The sequence below is a fragment of the Chryseobacterium cucumeris genome, assembly GCF_016775705.1.
GTDB lineage: Bacteria > Bacteroidota > Bacteroidia > Flavobacteriales > Weeksellaceae > Chryseobacterium > Chryseobacterium cupriresistens.
In genome coordinates this window covers 4,225,905-4,246,807 of sequence record NZ_CP068760.1, presented here as the reverse complement: position 1 = coordinate 4,246,807, position 20,903 = coordinate 4,225,905, and the positions used below count along the sequence as shown (strand labels likewise).

Annotated in this window: 18 protein-coding genes; 3 read left to right on the top strand and 15 right to left on the bottom strand. The window is 39.0% G+C overall.

Features of this window, described 5'->3' with window-relative positions; genetic code table 11:
• Window positions 1-14: 14 nt before the first annotated feature.
• From cysK to JNG87_RS18880, 13 genes are all read right to left on the bottom strand, one after another.
• Window positions 15-926 carry a cysteine synthase A gene (gene cysK / locus JNG87_RS18940; RefSeq protein WP_202840388.1) on the bottom strand — a complete coding sequence of 304 codons (912 nt, stop codon included), beginning with the start codon at window positions 924-926 and terminating at the stop codon, window positions 15-17.
• Window positions 927-953: 27 nt separating this feature from the next.
• Window positions 954-1,784, bottom strand: coding sequence for a serine O-acetyltransferase EpsC (gene epsC, locus JNG87_RS18935; RefSeq protein ID WP_202840387.1), 831 nt, complete (start codon window positions 1,782-1,784; stop codon window positions 954-956).
• A gap of 6 nt (window positions 1,785-1,790) precedes the next feature.
• The gene (locus JNG87_RS18930) at window positions 1,791-3,029 is read right to left on the bottom strand and encodes a sulfate adenylyltransferase subunit 1 (RefSeq protein WP_202840386.1); all 1,239 of its coding nucleotides are present in this window, start codon (window positions 3,027-3,029) and stop codon (window positions 1,791-1,793) included.
• A gap of 94 nt (window positions 3,030-3,123) precedes the next feature.
• Complete coding sequence (cysD, locus tag JNG87_RS18925; protein ID WP_202840383.1) at window positions 3,124-4,032, bottom strand: sulfate adenylyltransferase subunit CysD; 909 nt, start codon at window positions 4,030-4,032, stop codon at window positions 3,124-3,126.
• Between the two features lie 12 nt (window positions 4,033-4,044).
• Window positions 4,045-4,758: a phosphoadenylyl-sulfate reductase gene (locus JNG87_RS18920; RefSeq protein WP_202840380.1), complete on the bottom strand. Its 714-nt coding sequence runs from the start codon at window positions 4,756-4,758 to the stop codon at window positions 4,045-4,047.
• 83 nt (window positions 4,759-4,841) lie between these two features.
• Window positions 4,842-5,258, bottom strand: a complete 417-nt coding sequence (locus tag JNG87_RS18915; RefSeq protein WP_062669451.1) for an RrF2 family transcriptional regulator — start codon at window positions 5,256-5,258, stop codon at window positions 4,842-4,844.
• A gap of 293 nt (window positions 5,259-5,551) precedes the next feature.
• Window positions 5,552-6,046 (bottom strand): GNAT family N-acetyltransferase, encoded by a 495-nt coding sequence (locus JNG87_RS18910; RefSeq protein ID WP_202840378.1) that lies wholly within the window; start codon window positions 6,044-6,046, stop codon window positions 5,552-5,554.
• A gap of 114 nt (window positions 6,047-6,160) precedes the next feature.
• Window positions 6,161-8,311 (bottom strand): M43 family zinc metalloprotease, encoded by a 2,151-nt coding sequence (locus JNG87_RS18905; protein WP_202840376.1) that lies wholly within the window; start codon window positions 8,309-8,311, stop codon window positions 6,161-6,163.
• Between the two features lie 83 nt (window positions 8,312-8,394).
• Complete coding sequence (locus tag JNG87_RS18900) at window positions 8,395-9,660, bottom strand: NAD(P)/FAD-dependent oxidoreductase (RefSeq protein WP_202840374.1); 1,266 nt, start codon at window positions 9,658-9,660, stop codon at window positions 8,395-8,397.
• Window positions 9,661-9,667: 7 nt separating this feature from the next.
• Window positions 9,668-10,666 carry a 4-hydroxyproline epimerase gene (locus tag JNG87_RS18895; RefSeq protein ID WP_202840372.1) on the bottom strand — a complete coding sequence of 333 codons (999 nt, stop codon included), beginning with the start codon at window positions 10,664-10,666 and terminating at the stop codon, window positions 9,668-9,670.
• Window positions 10,663-12,147, bottom strand: a complete 1,485-nt coding sequence (locus JNG87_RS18890; protein ID WP_202840370.1) for an aldehyde dehydrogenase (NADP(+)) — start codon at window positions 12,145-12,147, stop codon at window positions 10,663-10,665. The genes JNG87_RS18895 and JNG87_RS18890 overlap by 4 nt, the downstream gene beginning before the upstream one ends.
• Complete coding sequence (locus JNG87_RS18885) at window positions 12,144-13,067, bottom strand: dihydrodipicolinate synthase family protein (protein WP_202840368.1); 924 nt, start codon at window positions 13,065-13,067, stop codon at window positions 12,144-12,146. Before JNG87_RS18885 ends, JNG87_RS18890 begins: the two co-directional genes overlap by 4 nt.
• A gap of 92 nt (window positions 13,068-13,159) precedes the next feature.
• A complete protein-coding gene (locus JNG87_RS18880; RefSeq protein WP_238349621.1) occupies window positions 13,160-14,044 on the bottom strand; it encodes a helix-turn-helix domain-containing protein in 885 nt (294 codons plus the stop codon).
• Between the two features lie 185 nt (window positions 14,045-14,229).
• Here JNG87_RS18880 and JNG87_RS18875 point away from each other — a divergent pair, with 185 nt between their 5' ends.
• The 3 genes from JNG87_RS18875 to JNG87_RS18865 all read left to right on the top strand — a co-directional run bounded on the left by JNG87_RS18875 (window position 14,230) and on the right by JNG87_RS18865 (window position 18,689).
• Window positions 14,230-15,624 (top strand): aminopeptidase P family protein, encoded by a 1,395-nt coding sequence (locus JNG87_RS18875; protein ID WP_202840366.1) that lies wholly within the window; start codon window positions 14,230-14,232, stop codon window positions 15,622-15,624.
• Between the two features lie 14 nt (window positions 15,625-15,638).
• A complete protein-coding gene (locus tag JNG87_RS18870; protein ID WP_202840364.1) occupies window positions 15,639-17,810 on the top strand; it encodes a S9 family peptidase in 2,172 nt (723 codons plus the stop codon).
• A gap of 276 nt (window positions 17,811-18,086) precedes the next feature.
• Entirely contained in the window at window positions 18,087-18,689 is a 603-nt protein-coding gene (locus JNG87_RS18865; protein WP_202840362.1) for a DNA-3-methyladenine glycosylase, read from the top strand.
• Window positions 18,690-18,844: 155 nt separating this feature from the next.
• On the opposite strand, the gene JNG87_RS18860 is transcribed toward JNG87_RS18865, so the two are convergent.
• Both JNG87_RS18860 and JNG87_RS18855 read right to left on the bottom strand, forming a co-directional pair.
• Window positions 18,845-19,270 (bottom strand): hypothetical protein, encoded by a 426-nt coding sequence (locus tag JNG87_RS18860; protein ID WP_202840360.1) that lies wholly within the window; start codon window positions 19,268-19,270, stop codon window positions 18,845-18,847.
• Window positions 19,271-19,459: 189 nt separating this feature from the next.
• The gene (locus JNG87_RS18855) at window positions 19,460-20,899 is read right to left on the bottom strand and encodes a SusD/RagB family nutrient-binding outer membrane lipoprotein (RefSeq protein ID WP_202840358.1); all 1,440 of its coding nucleotides are present in this window, start codon (window positions 20,897-20,899) and stop codon (window positions 19,460-19,462) included.
• Between the last annotated feature and the right edge of the window lie 4 nt (window positions 20,900-20,903).

The window sequence follows — 20,903 nt, the reverse complement described above, 5'->3', positions numbered from 1 at the left end:
TGTTAATTAAGGAGTTAGAAAAGTCCTTCTACCGACAGATATCTCTCTCCGGTATCGTAATTAATTGTCAGGATTTTAGCGTTAGGTGGTATTTCCGGTAAATGTTTGGCGATGGCTGCTAAAGCGGCTCCTGTGGAAACTCCGACAAAAAGACCTTCTTTTTTAGCTGCGTTAAGGGCATATTCATAAGCTTCTTCTTTGCCTACTGTAATCACTCCATCTAAAAGGGTAATATCCAGAATGGAAGGAACAAAACCTGCTCCCAATCCCTGCAATGGATGTGGCGCCGGGCTTCCTCCGCTCAATACAGGTGATAATTCCGGCTCTACAGCTATTACTTTTACGTTGGGATATTTTTCTTTAACCACTTTTGCTATTCCGGTAATGTGCCCTCCGGTTCCCACTCCGGTAATGATGTAATCCAGACCATCCGGAAAGTCTTTTAAAATTTCTTGAGCGGTGGTTTCTACATGTACTTTTACATTGGCAGGATTGTCAAACTGTCTAGGAATCCATGAATTGGGCGTTTCTTCAGCAAGCTCATTGGCTTTTTCGATAGCCCCTTTCATTCCCTTTTCTCTTGGGGTAAGCAAAAATTCTGCTCCGTACGCTTCCATGATTTTACGGCGTTCTATACTCATGCTTTCAGGCATAACAAGGATTAGCTTATACCCTTTTACGGCAGCAGCCAAAGCGAGTCCTATCCCTGTATTTCCGCTGGTAGGCTCTATGATAACGCTGTCTTTATTTAATAATCCTTTGGCTTCTGCATCTTCAATCATCGCCAGTCCGATTCTGTCTTTAATGCTTCCGCCGGGATTGTTTTTTTCAAGTTTGATCCAGATTTCATGATCTGAACCGAAGAGTTTGTTGATTTTCACGACGGGTGTATTCCCAATCGTTTCTAATGCATTCTGAAATTTCATATCAATGTACTTTTTATTTTTGTTTTTTTAGATCACAAAGGTTAATGATTCCGGTAATGAAGAATTATCCTTTATTTTTATTTCACTTTTATGGTAGACCAGAGAGTTGGCAGGAACATCCTGTGTAACCCAGACATTTCCTCCGATAATGCTTTCCCTGCCTATAGTGGTTTCGCCTCCCAGAATAGTAGCTCCCGAATAGATAATCACATCATCTTCAATATTGGGATGTCTTTTCTGATGGGCTTTTTCTTTGGAGACATTCAAGGCTCCGAGGGTTACTCCCTGATAGATTTTGACATTATTTCCGATAATCGTTGTTTCTCCGATCACAATTCCTGTTCCGTGATCAATGAAAAAAGACTTTCCGATGGTGGCTCCCGGATGAATATCAATTCCCGTTTTACTGTGGGCATATTCTGAGATGACCCTTGGTAAAATTTTCACTTCCTGACTCCAGAGCTGATGCGAGATACGATAGACATACGTGGCAAAAAAGCCGGGATATGCCAGGTATACTTCTTCCAGTGAGTCAGCGGCAGGATCAAATTCCAGAATGGATTTTGCATCCAGTACCAGCTGATCATAGAGTTGTGGTAAAGCTTCAAAAAAACGATTAACCTGTTTTTCGGTAATAATTTTATCTCCTGTTACCGTATTGATAAGGTCTGAAAGTGTTTTCTGGAGCGCTTCAAAATTTCTTTTCAGCTGATCTTCAGTATTGTCATCCTGAGGAAGGAAGAGTGTTTCATACAAATCCTTGACCCATTTTTTTGTCTTTATTTTATCAAAGAATCCATGAATACTATTGTGTTTGGTCTGGTGAATTCTTTCTATGAGTTGATCGGAAATTGCCATTTTTTTCTATTGAATTATGCAGGCTGCTACCGTTGAATTGGACGTTTCATCCACCAGAATGGCAGAGCCCGTTGTTTTATTATTGGTAAAGCTGTCATAGACCAAAGGCTGTGCCGTTCGCAGGGTAACTTTTACAATTTCATTCAGTTTGATCTCTCCATCGGCCTGTTCCCTTATAAGAGTATTCACATTGATCTTGTAATCAACCTCTTTTACTACTGCTTTTATCAGTCTGCTGTTTTGCTGCAAAAGGTATTTGTTTCCTGGCTGCAACGGTTTCTGATCCAGCCAGCATAAAAGGATTTCAAGATCTTTTTCAACGGTGGGAACATGTTCTTCCGTGGCAAAAATATCTCCACGGCTGATATCAACATCATGAGCAAGATGAATAACGGCTGGCTGGCCTTCAAAGGCTTCTTCTTTTTCAATGCCATTGATCTCAATTTTGGTGATTTCAGTGGTCAGGTCCGCCGGAAGAATGTGAATTTTATCTCCTTTGGTGAATTTTCCACTTAATATTTGTCCGGCATATCCTCTGTAATCATGCAGTTCTTCGGTTTGAGGACGAATCACGTACTGAACCTGAAAACGGCTTCCGTTATTTTTTTCTTCATTGATCGGTACTTCTTCAAGATATTCCAGTAAAGAATTTCCTTCATACCAGTCTGTTCTGGAAGATTTTGAAACAATATTATCTCCTTTTAATGCAGAGATCGGGAAATAACTTACATCATTCAGTCCAAGATTTTCTGCAATTTTTGCATATTCTGATTTTATATTTTCAAAAACTTCTGCCGAATAATCTACCATATCCATTTTATTGATGGCTACAGCTACTTTCTTTAATTGTAATAAAGAAGCGATGATAGAATGTCTTCTGGTTTGTTCAATCACTCCTTTTCTTGCATCAATCAGAATAACCATCAGATCTGAGTTGGATGCTCCGGTGATCATATTCCGGGTATATTGTACATGACCGGGAGCATCGGCGATGATAAATTTTCTTTTTGCCGTTGAAAAATAGCGGTAGGCAACATCAATGGTGATTCCCTGTTCTCTTTCTGCACGGAGGCCATCTGTTAAAAGCGCTAGGTCTACCCCGTCTTCATTTTTGTTTTTAGAATGTTTTTCAAGGACTTCCAATTGGTCCTGTAAAATGCTTTTGCTATCGTAAAGCAGTCTGCCGATAAGGGTGCTTTTACCATCATCCACGCTTCCTGCTGTTATAAATCTTAATATATCCATCCGATTGTAATTATAAATGATAAGTGATAAATTATGAATGATAATTGATGAAAATACTTTGTGTAATCATTAATCAATTATCTTTTATCATTGACTAAAAATAGCCTCCTTTTTTTCTGTCCTCCATAGCGGCTTCTGTTACCCTGTCATCAATTCTGGTTTCGCCACGCTCTGAGATTCTTGTGGCTACAATTTCTTCGATAACAGCATCTATCGTTACAGCATTAGATTCTACAGCTGCAGTACAGGTCATATCTCCTACGGTACGGTAACGGATTTTTCTGGTGGTAATAATATCTTCCGGTTCCAGTACAACATGGGAAGAATTGGCCAGCCACTGTCCGTTGAAGTCGATTACTTCTCTTTCATGCGAAAAATAGATGGAAGGAAGTGCAATTTTTTCTCTTCGGATATAATTCCAGATGTCAAGCTCTGTCCAGTTGCTGATTGGGAAAACTCTTACATTTTCTCCTTTGTGGATTCTTCCGTTAAAGATATTCCAAAGTTCAGGACGCTGCAATTTAGGATCCCACTGCCCAAATTCATCACGAACGGAGAAGATCCTTTCTTTGGCCCGGGCTTTTTCCTCATCTCTTCTGGCTCCTCCTATGCAGGCATCGAATTCAAATTCTTCAATAGTATCAAGAAGTGTATAGGTTTGAAGCCAGTTTCTGCTTGGAAATTTACCTTTAGCCTCAGTCAGTTTTTTACTTTTTATAGTATCTTCCACTTTTCTGACTACCAGATTCACGTCTAGTTGCTTTACCAGCTGATCACGGAAATCCAATACCTCCTGAAAGTTATGCCCGGTGTCTACATGAACAAACTTAAAAGGAATTTTTCCGTGGAAGAAGGCCTTTCTTGCCAGATGCGCCAGTACGATACTGTCTTTTCCTCCACTGAATAACAACGCCGGACGTTCAAACTGGCCTGCGACTTCTCTTAATATATAAATAGATTCGGCTTCTAACTGATCTAAATAATTTAAATGATGTATTGACATTTTTTTCTTTTTTTATTGATGAATATGCAGACCGCATTCTTTTTTGTTGGCATCTTCCCACCACCAACGGCCTGCTCTGAAATCTTCTCCTTCTTTGATCGCTCTGGTACAGGGCTCGCATCCTATGCTCACAAATCCTTTTTTATGAAGGTGATTGTAAGGTAAATGATGATCTTTTACATACGTTGTCACCTGTTCTGTCGTCCAGTGAAGGATGGGATGAAATTTTATGATTCTGTTATCAGGATCCCACTCCAGCTGAGGCATATTCTGTCTGTTGAGAGAATGTTCGGATCTCAGACCTGTAATCCATACTTCATAGCCTTCCAGTGCTTTTCTTAAAGGATGAACCTTTCGGATGGTACAGCATGCTTTCCTTTTTTCAACAGATTGATAGAAGGAATCAGGGCCGTTTTCTGTTACAAATTCTCTGAGCTCTTCCGTATCCGGATAATAAGCTTTGATGTTCTTTTTAAAGAAAGCCTTGGTGGAAGTCCAGGTTTCATAAGTCTGTTCAAAAAGTCTTCCCGTATCCAGGGTGAATATTTCAATATTTAAATCTTTAATCAGATGAGTGATGACCTGATCCTCGTAACTGAAACTGGTTGAAAAGATCACTTTACCCGGGAATCTTTCAGTCAGTATTTGCAGTGCATTAGTTTGAAAAGAAGCTTCATCAGCCTCTTTCACAAGATTTTCGAATTCATTTTTCAGACTGTTTTCCATTTTGAATTGAGATTTAAGTCTTGCAAATATATATAAAATTCTATAACTCCTATCAAAATAGTAGAATTTAAATAAAAAAAATTTTATTCTTTATTGATGAACTTGGTTAAGGTAGCTTCCATCATGCTTTTTCTGGTCTTTTCACGAACGATCATAAGTTCTTTCCTCAGATAGCATACTGCTTCGTCTACACAATCATCACATGCTTCGTAAAAATTTAAAGAAACGCATGGTGTAAGAGCGATCGGGCCATCAAAGATTCGGTAAATGTCTGCTAATGAGACCTCATCGGGTGATTTTAAAAGATAATACCCGCCTACTTTGCCTTGCTTGCTGTTAACGAGTTTGGCTCTTTTTAGTTCGAGAAGAATCTGTTCCAGAAATTTCTTGGGAATGTTTTCGTCCTGTGCAATAACGGAAGTTGGCAGAAAGCCCTGGTTATAATTCCTTGCTAATCTGACCATTGCTTTAAGCGCATATTTGCAACGTTTCGACATCATAATTCCTGCAAGTTATGATAAATTATCTGATAAATGAAATGTTTTTATAGCTGAAAACTTTGTATTTTAACCACAAAAGATAAAAACACTTAAGTTGATTTTAAGTACAGATAAACTGCTGAGAAGTTCACTTAAGTTTAAAAATCGAAGATTTTTAAAATACACAAACATCTGTGTAAATCCGTGAAATCTGTGGGAAAAGCTAACCACCCCGTCAAAAATTCTTTGAATTTTCACCACCTCTCCACAAGAGTGGAATTCTAAGCCCTCCGTCTGTAATATGAGCCACAAGTTTACTCTTTCTGTAAAACAAAATACGCCAGTTCCCTATCTTCTCGTGCAAGATTTTCAACTCTTTTAAAGCCGCTTTTCAAAAGTACTTTTTGGGACCCGATATTATCAAGATCCGTTACTGCTACGATATCTTTCTGATGATTTATTGATAAACAGTGGTCAACAAGCGCTTTACAAACTTCCGTTCCGAGGCCTTTTCCCCAATAATTTTCTCCTAAAGTATAGCCTATTTCCAGCTGATCCGGATTGTCGAGAAAGATTCTGGCCAGACACATTCCTACAAAATCATTGTTCTGGGGATGGAAAATTCCCCATCTGCTGAATGGTCCCTCTTCATAATCTGCCAATGCTCTGTCAAACATTTCCTTATATTCTTCCGGGGTTTTGTAGGGCAGATACCGGGTTACATTTTCATTTTCAAAAAGAGTGGAAAATAATGAAAATTCTTCAGGGGTAAATTCACGGATGATGATCCTGTCGTTTTTATAATGCATTGAATATTGTTATCAAAGAATAAAATTACATAAATAAATGAAGAACTGCTCATAAACAGGATAAAAAAAATTGGGCTTACAATGAAGCCCAATCAACTGCATATGGATACTAAACTATTTTTTAATGAATTTTTGGGAAGATTTCCCTAAAGAAGTTTCAATATCAATTAAGTAAGTTCCGCTCAGGAAGTGTTTAACCTCAACCTTATCACCAATAACTTTTGCATTCATTTTTCTTCCAAACATATCATAAACAGAAATTGATTTAATTTCCCCTTTTGTTTTAATATTCAATACATCAGAAACCGGATTTGGATAGATGGAAGTTTCTGAGTTGGTTGTATCAACGTCTGCAGTGGAGAATGATAATGCACAAGGTGTTGTAATACTGCCATTTGGTTGTGTATTATATGCAAACTCAGTGACAGAATAATTTGAACCATTGGCCCCAACGCTCACTTTGAAATAGCCGTTAATATCGTAGCCTTCGAATTGGTTTCTAAAACCAACATAAGCGGTTTTACCAGACCAGGTAGTATAGGTAGGAGTATACACATCCAGTTGTCCGGGAGTCCAAGTTGGATACCCTATATTATTTGCATTCGTTATGGTGGTACAGGCTGGAATTAAACTAATATTTCTTGTTCCTGTTTGGCACACTAATCCTTTCCAATAAGTTTCCAATTTTAATTGATTGGCTCCATAGTACCAGGCGCCATACCCTGCATCATCACTAAGCTCCGGATTAATGATAAAATATTTCCAGGTTGCCCCTGAGTTGGTGGTTACTGTTGTTGGTGTTGGGTTGGCATAACTTTCCAGAGGAGTTCCGGTAACTATTTTATAAGGATCTTTATAAGAAAAAGTTAAGGCCAAAGCTGTCGTTGATCCTAGTGAAGTTACGCCTCCTGTTATAGCCGGATTCAGGAACGTAATTGATGAATTTAAGACCTGACTTTTAGAATGACTGGTTGCTGCACCATTTATAGTAAGTGTAGCAGTCGTAGGGCTTGTAACTACTATACTTGCAGTTAATCCTGCTGGTAATGAAGACGTGAAATGGGTTCCTGCAGTAAGAGTTGTTCCATTGGGTACGGCAAATGTTGCTCCGTTCAGCGTAATCGTTGATATAGGGGCAGATGCTACTGTTCCGTCTAATGACACGACTCCATTATTGTTTAAGTTCTCTGTAAATGTACTGTTGCTAAGGGCTAATCTTGGTGGAGTATTGGCAACTCCGGTTGCGGCTAAGTTGGCAGGCTGCCATAAATTTATTCGCGAAGGATGGTTTAATGCTGCCAGCATTCTGTTCACCTGTCCATTGGTAAACATTTTATAACAGCCGGAAGAACCATTGTATCCCATATAGTTTTCAACGTTTACTTTTTGTCCAAGACAATTGTTTCCAGAGTTACATCCCAATCCGGAAGAAGCATTTTCTACAGGGGTGTCAGCAACTCCGTCACCATCATTACCAGGGTTCGAAGTTGAACACAGAACATTGAACGTGTGTTGAAGATTTAACCAATGCCCGAATTCGTGAGTAAATGTATCAGAAAACTCGTTTGAAGCCACTGTTCCTGCAGCATTAAATATATAACGTCCATTATACACCACTCTGGCTGTATTTACTGAACTCATGTATGAATCCGGATACCATGCAACTCCTGATTGATATAAATCTTTATTAGCATACAGATCATTTTGGATATACACATTCATATACTTTGTATTATCCCATGCATCTGTGCCAATTTGTGCATCATATCCACCTCCGTTGCCATATCCACCTTTGAAAGGGTGAAATACCACTCCGCTTGTAGCTTTTCCGGTTGGATCAATTTTAGCTAACCGGAATTCAATGCTTAATGCTCCTCTGATAGATTGGAAATAAGGATCTACAGTATTTGAATCCGTGTTGATTCCATTGAAATTTAAGTTGATTTGTTGCAGTAAGTCAACTACTTTTTGGTAATTTACTTTTACATTGCTTTGAGATTCTCCATACACATGAAAAACCACAGGGATGATGTAAGTTGGATTGCTCATCCTACTATTATTCAATGAGTTTTTGTTTGATCCCATTTTTTTTACGAAATCTTTGGTATATTTCTCAAAGTTTTCATATTCTGCCTTAGATTCGGGATGCAGCTCAAAATGTTTTTTCATCATTTCATCTGCTTTACACTCACGAGGTCTGTTTTCCTGAGCAAAACCTATTGCTGGAAATAGGGAAACAAGTAATAGTAATTTAAATTTTTTCATAATTTTTTGGATTTGGTGGTTAATAAATTATTTAAATAATCAAATTGTTTTTGGCTTGATTTGTGTGTGTTATGTGGTGTTTTTTAACTAAATCTTTCAGGGTTGAATATTTTTATCTCAACCGTTGGCTTTTGGTCATGGGCAAGTTCTGAAACTGTTTTTCCAAAAATGGGTCCTAAGCTTAGTCCCATCATTCCGCCGCCACCTGCGATAATCAGGTTTTTGAGTTTGGAAGACTGTCCCAGATAAGGCAGCCCATCCGGAGCGCAGGGCCTGTAGCCGAACCAGATTTCAGATTCTTTGGGTTTCTCAATCTGAAAGTCAGGTAAATAGTTGGGAATAGACTTGGTGATTCCTTCTACCCTTTTCATATTAATTGTATCATTGTGGGAAGCCAGTTCCATCGTTCCGCCAAAACGGATGTGTCCGTTCATAGGAGTTACTGCAACTCTGGCCTCAATTAATAAGGCAGCATGCTGTAAAGTATTAAGAGGATTTTCCGGTTTGTGCATGAATGAATATCCTTTTCCGGGCATCAACTGAATTTTGATTCCTGCCTTCTGAGCCAGTTCAGGGAGAAATGAACCTCCCGTCATGATAAATTGGTCTGCAGTAAATTCTTTACCATTCGCTATGACCTTTTTAATATTGCTGCCGGAAGTTTCAAAGCCAGTTACCTGATGATGGGTATGAAAAACGACATCATTATTTTTAAGATAAGAGATCATTTGTTTCATCAGTTTCATGGGATTCATATGGCCGTCGCATTTATAATTGACTCCTCCGATAACGTCCAGTTGAACATTGGGTTCAAGTTCCTGAATTTCTTTTTTACCCAGAATATCAACGGGTAAACCCATACTGATTGCCTTGTGGGCAAGCTCTGTTTCTTCTTCTGCAACTTTCTCGGTTTTATAGAGCATTAAAATGCCATTCTGACTAAGCTCAAAATCAAATTCATCATTTTGCGCGATCTCATTATAAAGTTTGCTGCTTGCCAGGTTAAGATCCCTGATGGCTGCTGCAGAATAGTCAACATGTTTCTGGTTGGAATGTTTTAAAAATTTCAATCCCCAGGATATAAGTCTCGAATTGAGTGAAGGTTTTACATAAAACGGACTTTTACTGTCGAACATCCAGCGTATTCCCTGTGCTACAACTCCCGGAGCTGCCAATGGGGTAAAATGACTGGGTACAATCATGCCTGCATTGCCATAAGAACAATTGTTGCTAAGATCATTCTGCTCTAGAATCTCCACTTGCCATCCTTTCTGCAAAAGATAATACGCTGAGCTTAATCCTGCTATTCCTGCACCGATGATCAGTGCTTTTCCTTTATTCTGTGCCATATGCCTGTTACATTACCTGAAAACCCTGCCAGTAAGGATCTTCATCATCAATAATTATATGATTGTATCCGGTAATTCTTGCCCAGCCTTCTACTGACGGAATAATGGCTGGTCTCCCATCTAAAGTAGTAGTCTCTTCAATTCTCCCGATAAACCGGGAACCGATATAGCTTTCATGAATGAATTCTTTCCCTTCCTTCAGTTTTCCCTTAGCATACCATTGGGCCATTCGTGCCGAAGTTCCCGTACCGCACGGCGAACGGTCTAAAGCATTTTCACCCACCAATACTGCATTTCTTCCGCTGGCTTCGGGATCTGTGGGTTTTCCCGTCCACTGAATATGGCTTAATCCTTTAATGTGTTCAATTTCAGGATGAATGAATTCATATTTTTCATTGAGTAATTTTCTGATAATTTTTCCATAATGAATGAGCTGGCTGGCCGTAAAATCAGAAATATCTCTGAAATTTTCCTGAGGATCTATAATCGCATAAAAATTTCCACCATAAGCAACATCGGCTCTTATTAATCCCAGATCCGGACATTCAACTTCCAGGTTTTCAGCATACAGGAAAGACTTTACATTCGTCAGTTTTACAGATTTTACTTTTTTTCCTTCCTGTACATAATCGATGAGGATAAGTCCTGCAGGTGTTTCAAGACGGAATTTTCCCGGAATTTTAGGAACAACAAGTCCTTCTTCAATAGCTATGGTAACCGTTCCGATGGTTCCGTGCCCGCACATGGGAAGACATCCGCTGGTTTCAATATATAAAACTCCGATATCGTTATTTTCATCTACAGGAGGATACAGAATACTTCCGCTCATCATATCATGACCACGGGGTTCAAACATCAATCCCTTTCTGATCCAGTCGTATTCTTCCATAAAGTGCAGCCGGCGTTCCATCATGGAATTTCCTTTTAAAATTGGGGCACCTCCTGCAACAAGACGTACAGGACATCCACAGGTGTGTGAATCTATACAAAAAAATGTTCTGTTCATGTGGTTTGTAATTTTAGTGATTCTGAATTCATTATTCCATCTACCATTCTGCTGATCTGCAATGGATTTTCATTCTTTAACTCATCCGGTAAGAATTCATCCGGCCAGTTCTGAAAGCAGATCGGACGGACAAATCGTTTTACAGCATCCGGTCCTACGGAGGTAAAACGGGAATCGGTAGTAGAAGGAAACGGACCTCCATGCTGCATGCCATACACCACTTCTACTCCTGTAGGCATTCCATTGAATAATAGTCTTCCGCATTTATCTTTCAAAATAGTAATCAATGTACTGTTATCGCGAACATCTTCACGGGTCGCTGCGATGGTAATGGTTAACTGTCCTTTTAGCTGTTGGGCAATCTTCATGAATTCTTCGTCTGTTTCACACTCCACAACAATACCAAATGGACCAAAGACTTCTTCACTTAATACCGGATTATTCACGAAATTTCCGGCACTGGTTTTTATCACTGTTGCGTTGCCCGAAGAACTTTCTGTTTCTGTTGATGCAATGATCTCAACATCAGGCTGTTCTAATGCAATGCTTTTGTTTTTTTCGAAATTGTCTAATATTCCTTTGTGAAGCATTTTAGCGGGAGCCACTTTTTGAATTTCTTCTTTTAATGTATTGATGAAACGGTTAAACGACTCTCCTTTCAATGCAATAAATACTCCCGGATTGGTACAAAATTGTCCTACACCCAGCGTTAAAGAACCGATATATTCCTTTGCCAATGCTTCAGCTTTGGTTTCAAGCAGGTTTTGAAAGGCAAATACCGGATTGATACTTCCCATTTCTGCAAATACCGGAATAGGATTTTCACGGCGGCTGGCAATATCAAACAATGCTTTTCCGCCATTAAATGAACCTGTGAACGCAATAGCCCGGATATCCGGATGCTGGGTCAGATAAGCTCCGATCTCATAAGATGTTCCGGTAATATGGCTGAAAATTCCTTCAGGCCATCCGAAAGCTTTAATAACAGCGCTTATCGCATCAGCCATTATCTGTGAAGTCTGTGGATGTGCCGGATGTGCTTTTATAATGACAGGACAGCCTGCCCCGATCGCACTCGCAGTATCTCCTCCCGCAGTAGAAAAAGCAAAAGGAAAATTGCTGGCTCCGAAAATGACAACAGGTCCGATACCTACATTGTATTTACGGAGATCTCCTTTTTGTTTTTCAGGCTGGGCAAGATCAATTCTGGCCTCCGTATAGATCCCGTCAGCAACAGCTTTTGCATAGCTTCTCCATTGTCCTGCTGTTCTTGCCTTTTCTCCGGTAAGTCTGGCTAAAGGCAATGACGTTTCGGCATGAGTTACTGTTAAAAGTTCTTCTCCCAAGGCTTCAATCTGATCTGCTACAGCATTCATAAATTCGGCCCGTTCATTGATGGTGGTGTTTTTCAGAAACCGGAAGGCTTCAACCGCCATCTGAATTCTTTTGTCTATATTTTGTGTTGATGTTTCTTCCATCATAGCTGTATTTCTGGAATTAATAATACCGGACGATTCACTCTGCCTTCTTCAATAATTTTTTGAATTCTTTCAGCTTCTTCTCCTTGAAGTTCAAGACGTGGAGCTCTCACATAAGGATTGCTTATCCCTTCCGCTGTTGCAGCAAGCTTGATATACTGGATAAGTTTAGGATGAATGTCAAGCTCAAGCAATGGCATAAACCATCTGTAGATGGCAACAGCTTTGTCGTATTCGCCTGTTTTAACATAGTTGTACATAGCCATGGTTTCATTAGGAAAGGCATCTACAAGACCTGCCACAAGGCCATCTGCTCCAAGCATCAGCGTTTCCAGACAAATTGTATCTACGCCTCCAAGAATTTTGATTCTTTTCCCAAAACGGTTGATCATTCTGGTTACATTCGCAAGATCTCTTGTTGATTCTTTGACAGCCTGAATAGTGGGATATTCAATAAGCTCCTCAAACATGTCAAGGGTGACATAAATTCCGTAATCTACAGGATTATTATAGATAAGGATCGGAAGATCTGTAGCCGTGGCCACTGCTTTGAAATATTCTACCACCTCGCGGCTGTCGGCTTTATAACGCATTGGAGGAAGTAACATTAATCCATCAGCTCCCAATTCTTTTGCTTTTTGGGCAAAATGAACCGCATTTTTGGTAGTATTTTCAGAAAGATTAAGAATGACAGGAATTCTACCCTGCGTTATTTTTCTTGCGTATTTCAGCAGTTCAAATTTTTCTTCCGTTTCCAACGCACTGGCTTCCCCTAATGTTCCTGCAAGGATAATTCCGTGAACTCCTGCTTTAATCTGGGCTTCTGTATTGACAGCAAACATTTCAAAGTCTATCTCACCCTCTTTTGTAAAAGGCGTTAATACAGCTGGATAAATACCTTCCCAGTTTAGTTTTGTACTCATATTAAATAATATTTATTCAAAACTAGGTGAATTTTAAAACGGAAAATGTTAATATTTTAATGTATTCTAACCGTATTTTAACATGTTGTTTTTTATTGCTGTATAGTAGCCTCTTTGTAGTGTTTCAGATATTCTTTAGGGGAATATTTCATAATGGATTTGAAAACCCTGTTAAAATTGGTAAGACTATTGAACCCACTATTGAAAGCCACAGAAGAAATACTGTACATGCTGCTGGCTGTTAAAAGTCTGCAGGCCCGCTGTACACGAAGCTCATTGAGATATTCAATATAAGTAATGCGGGTACGTTTTTTAAAAGAACGGCAAAAAGCCTGAGGAGTCATACAGGCTTCTTTGGCAATCAGATCAAGGGTTAGTTTATGTTGGGTAAAATTTTTCTTGATAAAAGTCTGGGCATCAATAATTCTTTTGTCTGTATCGGAAATATGATCAGGCAGTTTCTTTTCCGGAGATAAGGGAATATGCAGATGCCTGTTTTGCATAAGATGGTTTAAAATTCTTATAAAATCTATGATCTGATCTACTCCTTTTGTTTTTTGTAATGCCGCAATATTTTCTCCGATACTTTTTGTAAGCCTGGAAGCCACCTGAAATCCTACTTCTGAATGACTGATAAAGTTTTTAAGTTCTTCAAATTCCGGTAAGTCAAAAAATGCAGCGATCTTTTTATGAGGATCAAAAAAAATAGAGATGGAATGAACCTTCTGCTTTTCATTTTTTTCAAAATTACCTCTGAAAACATGGGACTGATTGGCTCCGAGATAGAAAATATCACCCGCCTCAAAATTAAAGAGATTCTGTTCTATGGCCAGTGTTCCATGTCCTTTAAGAATCCACATGATCTGGGTTTCGGTGTGGCGGTGGAAATAAGGATAGAAATTAGGCATTATATCTTCCTGAATACGTATACTTTTGTTGGAATCGGCAGGAACAGAAAACTGGAGACTCTTCATCATAATATGAATGCTTTACCGGGTTATTAGATTAGCAAGGTTAAAATATTGCTGAAGGTAAGCAAAATATGAACATTACATATGATATTAAAATCCAAATTTTACATATTCTTATTTTTAATGAATAAAGTACTATAAATAGTACAAAATCGTAACTTTAAAGTTTTAAAATAAAAACTATTCATAATATGTTTTCAGCACAAACTTATCAAGAAAGAAGAGCAGTATTACAGAAAAATGTATCCGATGGAATCTTATTATTTCTGGGAAATATAGAGAATCCTGTAAACTTTGAGCATAACCCTTATTATTTCCGCCAGGACAGTACCTATTTATATTACTTCGGGATTCAGGAACCCCGTATAGCAGCTATTATCGATATTGATGAAAATAAAACCATCATTTTCGGAGATGAGCTAAGTATAGATGAAATTGTATGGATGGGAAGGCAGGAAACCCTTAAGGAAAAAAGCCTGAAATCCGGTGTTCAGGAAACGTTACCTTACGCAGAACTTGTACAATATATGGTAAAAGCACAGGCTTCCGGTAGAAAAGTGCACTATCTTCCTCCCTATCAGTCTTCCAATAAAATTTTGCTGGGAGATCTTCTTGGAATTAAAATTAAGGATTTGCAGCCTTCTGTCGAAATGATCAAAGCGATTGTCAAACAGCGTTCTGTTAAAGAAGCTCAGGAAATTGTACAGATCGAACAGGCTGTAAATGTATCCAATGAAATGCATTTGCTGGCCATGCGTCTTGCGAAACCGGGAATGAAAGAATATGAAATTGCCAATGCGATCCAATATCTTGCCGCCAACAAAGAATGCCAGATGTCTTATCCTCCCATTGTGACGATCAACGGAGGTATTCTGCATAATCATTATCGTCTCAATACAATCAAAGAAGGAGACCTTTTCCTGAACGATTCCGGAGCAGAAACTTCAATGGGATATGCGGGCGATCTTACCAGAACCTTTCCTGTAGGCAAAACGTTTACAACAAAGCAGAAGGAAATGTACGAAGTGGTTCTGAATGCTTTTAATCAAGCCCAGAAGCTTTTGAAACCGGGAGTAAGGTTTAAAGATATCCACCTGAAAGCGGCGCAACATCTGGTAGAAGGTCTTGTAGATCTTGGACTGATGAAGGGAAATCCCGAAGATGCTGTAGAAAACCATGCTCATACGCTGTTTTTTCAGTGCGGACTGGGACACATGATGGGACTTGATGTACATGATATGGAAGACCTCGGGGAACAATATATTGGCTATACTGAAGAAGAACCAAAAGATACCAAAACATTCGGACTGAAATCTTTACGTTTAGGAAAAGCTTTGGAATCCGGTTTTGTAGTGACAGTTGAGCCTGGTATTTATATGATTCCGGAATTGATTGACATTTGGCAGGCTGAAAATAAAAACGCAGACTTTATTAATTATGATAAAGTAAATGAATACCGGAATTTCGGTGGAATCCGTGTGGAAGATGATTTCCTGATTACGGATGACAGTTACAGACTTCTGGGGAACGGATTGATCAAATCCGTTGAAGACATTGAAAATTACAGAGCTGAACATCTGGCTTAATTCAAATTATATTTATGAAGAACATAAAAAAACTAACAGCTATTGCATTGTATTTCCTGTGTTTGTCACCATTGGCGGCACAGAAGACACAATGGACTCCCGATGGCAATGCTTATTATTCATTTACTAAAAAAGGGGTTGAAATTGTTGATCTATTGCATCCCGAAAAAGATCAGACGCTTTTAAACAGTAGTGAACTGATTCCTGCCGGAAGTTCCAATGCTCTGCAGGTACAGAGTTTTCAGGTGTCTCCTGATGGAAAAAGCCTGTTGCTATTTGCCGATACCAAAAAAGTATGGAGGGATAATACCCGTGGAGATTACTGGATTTTCGATAAAAACACAAAAAAACTGATCCAGCTTGGAAAAGGTTTGCCGGCTTCATCGTTAATGTTTGCAAAATATTCACCTGACGGAAAAAAGGTAGCATATGTTTCTAAGCATAATATCTATATTGAGGATCTTTCAAATAATCAGATCAGTAAAATTACGAATGATGGTACCGACAGAATGATCAATGGTACTTTTGACTGGGCATATGAAGAAGAATTCGGAACGCAGGATGGTTTCAGATGGTCTCCGGACGGCGGGAAAATCGCCTACTGGAAAATGGATGCCCGAAGTACCAAGAATTTCCTGATGATCAATAATACGGACAGCCTGTATTCGTTTACCGTTCCTGTAGAATATCCGAAAGTTGGAGAAAATCCTTCAGGATGCAGCATCTGGTTTTATGATCTGGCTTCCCAATCAACAAAGAAAGCTGATATAGCAGGTGATGAAGTACAAAACTATATTCCCAGAATGGAATGGGTGCTGGATTCCAGATCGGTCATTCTTCAGCAGCTGAACAGAAAACAGAATCAAAGTAAAATTATTGTTGCTGATGCGGATTCCGGAAGCAGTAAGACCATTCATACAGAAACAGATGCAGCATGGATTGACATAAAATCCCGATGGAATGATAATGATCCAAGCGGCTGGGACTGGATTGAAAATGGGAAAGAATTTTTATGGCTGTCTGAAAAAGACGGATGGAGACATATTTATAAAATAGATATGAGCGGTAAAGAAACATTGATCACAAAAGATGCTTTCGATGTTATCAAACCTGAGTTTTTTGATGTTCCCAATAAACTGATCTACTTTTTGGCTTCTCCAGATAACGCCACTCAGAAATATCTTTATAAAGTAAGTATGAAAGGTGGAAAAGCTCAAAAAGTAACGCCTGAAGCTTTTAAAGGTTCTAACCAATATACGATCTCACCCAATGGGAAAATCGCTATGTTTACCAATAACAGTGTGAATTCCATTTCCATGGGATCTGTCATATCGCTTCCCGACCATAAAGAACTGGTTGCAGCCAAAAGATCTGCAAAAGTCGACCCGGCAAGATCTAAAGCAGAATTCTTCCAGGTTACAACACAGGATGGTGTTACAATGGACGGCTGGGTAGTAAAACCTAAAAATTTTGATCCCCATAAAAAATATCCTGTTGTTTTTACAGTGTATGGAGAACCGGGATCACAAACCGTTACCGATAATTTCTACACAGGCTGGAATTATTTATATACAGGTGATATGGCAGAAGACGGCTATTTTTACGTGTCCCTTGAAAACCGCGGAACTCCTTCTCCAAAAGGACGGGAATGGAGAAAATCTATTTACCGGAAAATAGGACAGCTCAATATCCGTGATCAGGCAATGGGAGCTAAAGCCTTATTCGCAAAATGGCCTTATATCGATACTTCAAGAGTTGCCGTGTGGGGCTGGAGCGGCGGAGGTTCTTCTACCCTGAACCTTTTAGGACAATATCCTGATATTTACCAGACAGGAATTGCAATTGCACCCGTTGCCAATCAGTTATTCTATGATAATATCTACCAGGAACGATATATGGGTCTCCCACAGGAAAACAGAGAAGATTTTGTCAACGGTTCTCCGCTGGCCTATGCTAAAAACTTAAAAGGAAATCTTCTGCTGGTTCACGGAACGGGAGATGATAATGTACACTACCAGAATACGGAAGTATATATTAATGAACTGGTAAAATATAACAAACAGTTTCAGCTGATGTCTTATCCTAACCGTACCCATTCTATTAATGAAGGAGAAGGAACATCTCTGCATCTGGCTACTATGTTTACAAAATACCTGAAAGAACACTGCCCTCCGGGAGCAAGATAAAATTGAAAGTCTCACATGGATGTGGGACTTTTTTATTTCAACACACTTGGACCAATAAAAATTCCCCGGATTACTCCAGGGAAAATAAGTGTCAAAACCTATAATTTTTTATAGTGGTGTGAAATGATGTACCTGGAAAACAACAATGGATGTGCCAAATTACTCACTGTTTTATGAAATCTGGCTTTTTGTGGTACCTTTTTAATTTCACCTTCATATTCTTCTGTTTTTACAGGATTATCATTAAATTTGAATGAATAATTTCTAAAGTCATTCATGAAACTACCTCTCTCCTACTATTCCAATCAGGACGTTCTTTTTCTGGCCCGGGATCTTTTGGGAAAAGTACTTTTTACAGAGTTCAATGGTGAAAAAACAGCAGGAATCATTGTAGAAACAGAAGCTTATTTTGGCGTGATAGATAAAGCTTCCCATGCCTATGGCGGCAGACGGACAGACCGTACTGAAACGCTCTACAGCCATGGCGGAGTTTCTTATGTTTATCTATGCTATGGAATTCACCATCTTTTTAATGTAGTAACATCCGTGGAAGATGAGCCTCATGCAGTACTCATCAGAGCTGTTGAACCTCTGGTAGGAAAAGAAATTATGGAGCATAGAAGAAATATGCCTGCCTCTAAACCTGCTATTTCTGCAGGTCCCGGATCAGCTGCCAAAGCGTTAGGTATTGACCGGTCCTTTAATAAAAAAGAGCTCACCGGCCATGAAATCTGGATTGAAGATCACGGTATTTCTTATCCTCCGGATGACATTATTGCAGGTCCCCGGATAGGTGTTGCCTATGCACAGGAAGACGCGCTTTTACCCTGGCGCTTTTTTGTGAAAGGAAATAAATATGTGAGCAAGCCTAATAAGTAGAAGGATTCTGCCAGTATTTTAAGATTATTATCAGCATTACTGATTGTCGTGGGGATCGTTGGACTTAAATTATTTTAAAAATTGGCTTAAGACATGAGTCATAAGCCAAAACATTATTCAACATTCGAATAATAAACCAACCACATTTTATTGTATTATTGCTTTTCGCCTTCAAAATAAAAAGCTACCTCATTTTCGGATGCTTTCTGAGTGCTGATCTGAAGTGATTTTGATGAAATCATGTAGTTAAAACTACCCTGGCTGTCATTGCCCGAAACACTTACTCCAGCAGAATTGGTAACATTGAAGGTTTTAGAGGTTGCTGCTGAATACGCTTCACCTGATTTAGGCTGTACTTTAACATAGGAATCACCTGTCTTTGAAACATTAACTATTGCATTGTAATAATCTTGCCCCTGGATTTTCATGGTACCCTTGAATACTCCTGTTGCTACTTCAATGCCATGTGAGCCGGGAGCCGGATCATCATCATCACTGTTTTTACAGCTGAAGAAAATACTTCCTAAAGCCAACATTAAAAAGAATCTGCTCCTTAGTTTTGAAATTCCGATTACTTTCATAATTCAAATATTTATTATTTACAGTTTCAAAGATGTACAAATGAATATGAACCGGAAAAAAATAGCTATAAATGGGCAATTTTTATCTACCAACTGTTTTTTGAAATAATATAAAAAGCCTGCATTATACAGGCTTAAGGATACAAAATAATCGATATGAAAAAGGAAGATATTAAGGATTTTGTTCATTTAATGGCTATCCCAAAATACTTTGGTGGTAAGCCTATCTCCTCCAATTGCCGTGGCAGCTTTGGCATAATTGGATCCATTAGTCGTTGCTTCTAAGGTGGGATACTGCAGCCTTACCGGAACTTTCCCTTCTGCATTGGTAATAGCTGTAGGTGGTGCCTGTAGCGCTGGATAATCCAAACGACGGTAAAAGTTCCAGGAAACCACCGGATGATTGTACATGGCTACCCAGGCCTGTTCTCCGATAGATTTCTTCCAGTTGGAAGCGTTATAAGGATTGTTTGTTAGATATGTTTGAGCATCCTGATCAGAAAACCCCCATTCACGGAACGAAATCCTAACTGCATTTTTATATAAAGTTTCCGGACTGCCTCCTATCCCAAACCTGGCTGCTGCTTCAGCAAGATAAAAAGCCACTTCCGTATGCGTCATCAGATTTCCTGGAGTTATAGGAGTATAAGCAAAAATTCCTGGTGCTGAAAATGCAGAAAACTCCCCCGCCAAACCTATGACCTGTCCTATATATTCTCCGTCTACATCCTGAAAATATTTTGTTATCCTTGGATCTGAGGTCGTATTCATAAAATCAATAAAGGGTTTTCCTCCAAAAAAGTCATCCCTTCCGCTGTTCACAAGGTTTTCATACAATGGACTGAAATTGGGAGTCTCCGCCAGATACCGGAAAAGACCATTTTGAGATTCATCTGTAATAATACCTCCTGTAATTGCTGTATTTACTGTAGACTGTGCCAACGTTGGATTGATATCTGAAAGCGCAATTCCCAGTTTTAAAAGCAGTGAATTTCCAAACTTTTTCCATTTTCCAATATCACCGTTGTAAAGAATATCACCCGATCCGAAGGTTCCAGCTCCTTCCTCCAAATTATTAAGATCTGTTTTCAGTCTGCTGATCAAACTTTCATAAATCTGTCTGTCATCGTCATAAGCCGGAAGAGGAAATTGATGATGATTGAGTGCCTGACTGTACGGAATATCCCCAAAAGTATCTGCTAATGTCTGAAATGTATATACCGATAGAATATCTATAACAGCCAGCTGGTTTTTCTTCTTTGCGGGCCATGTATTCAGCTCTGATGGTCCAGGTTGGTATTGTTCCACAAGTTCTTTTGCTTTGTTCAGATTGTTGAGGACATTCACATAATTATCTCCCCATATATTGTTGGAAACATTTCTTGCCGTAAAGTTATAGTTACTTTCGTTCACATATGTGGTCTCCTGCCAGTACTGCATGATAAGACGGAAATTATTTTCATTAACACTTGGAGTCGTCATATAATCGCTCAATTCCTTTTCTGCATAGGTAAGAAGAGGTTCCGGGGACATGTTATAAGCTACATGAGGATCAAGATTGACATCTTCGGAAGTACATCCTGCCAGGAATAAAGCCAGAAATGAACTTAATATAATTGTATTTTTCATTGTT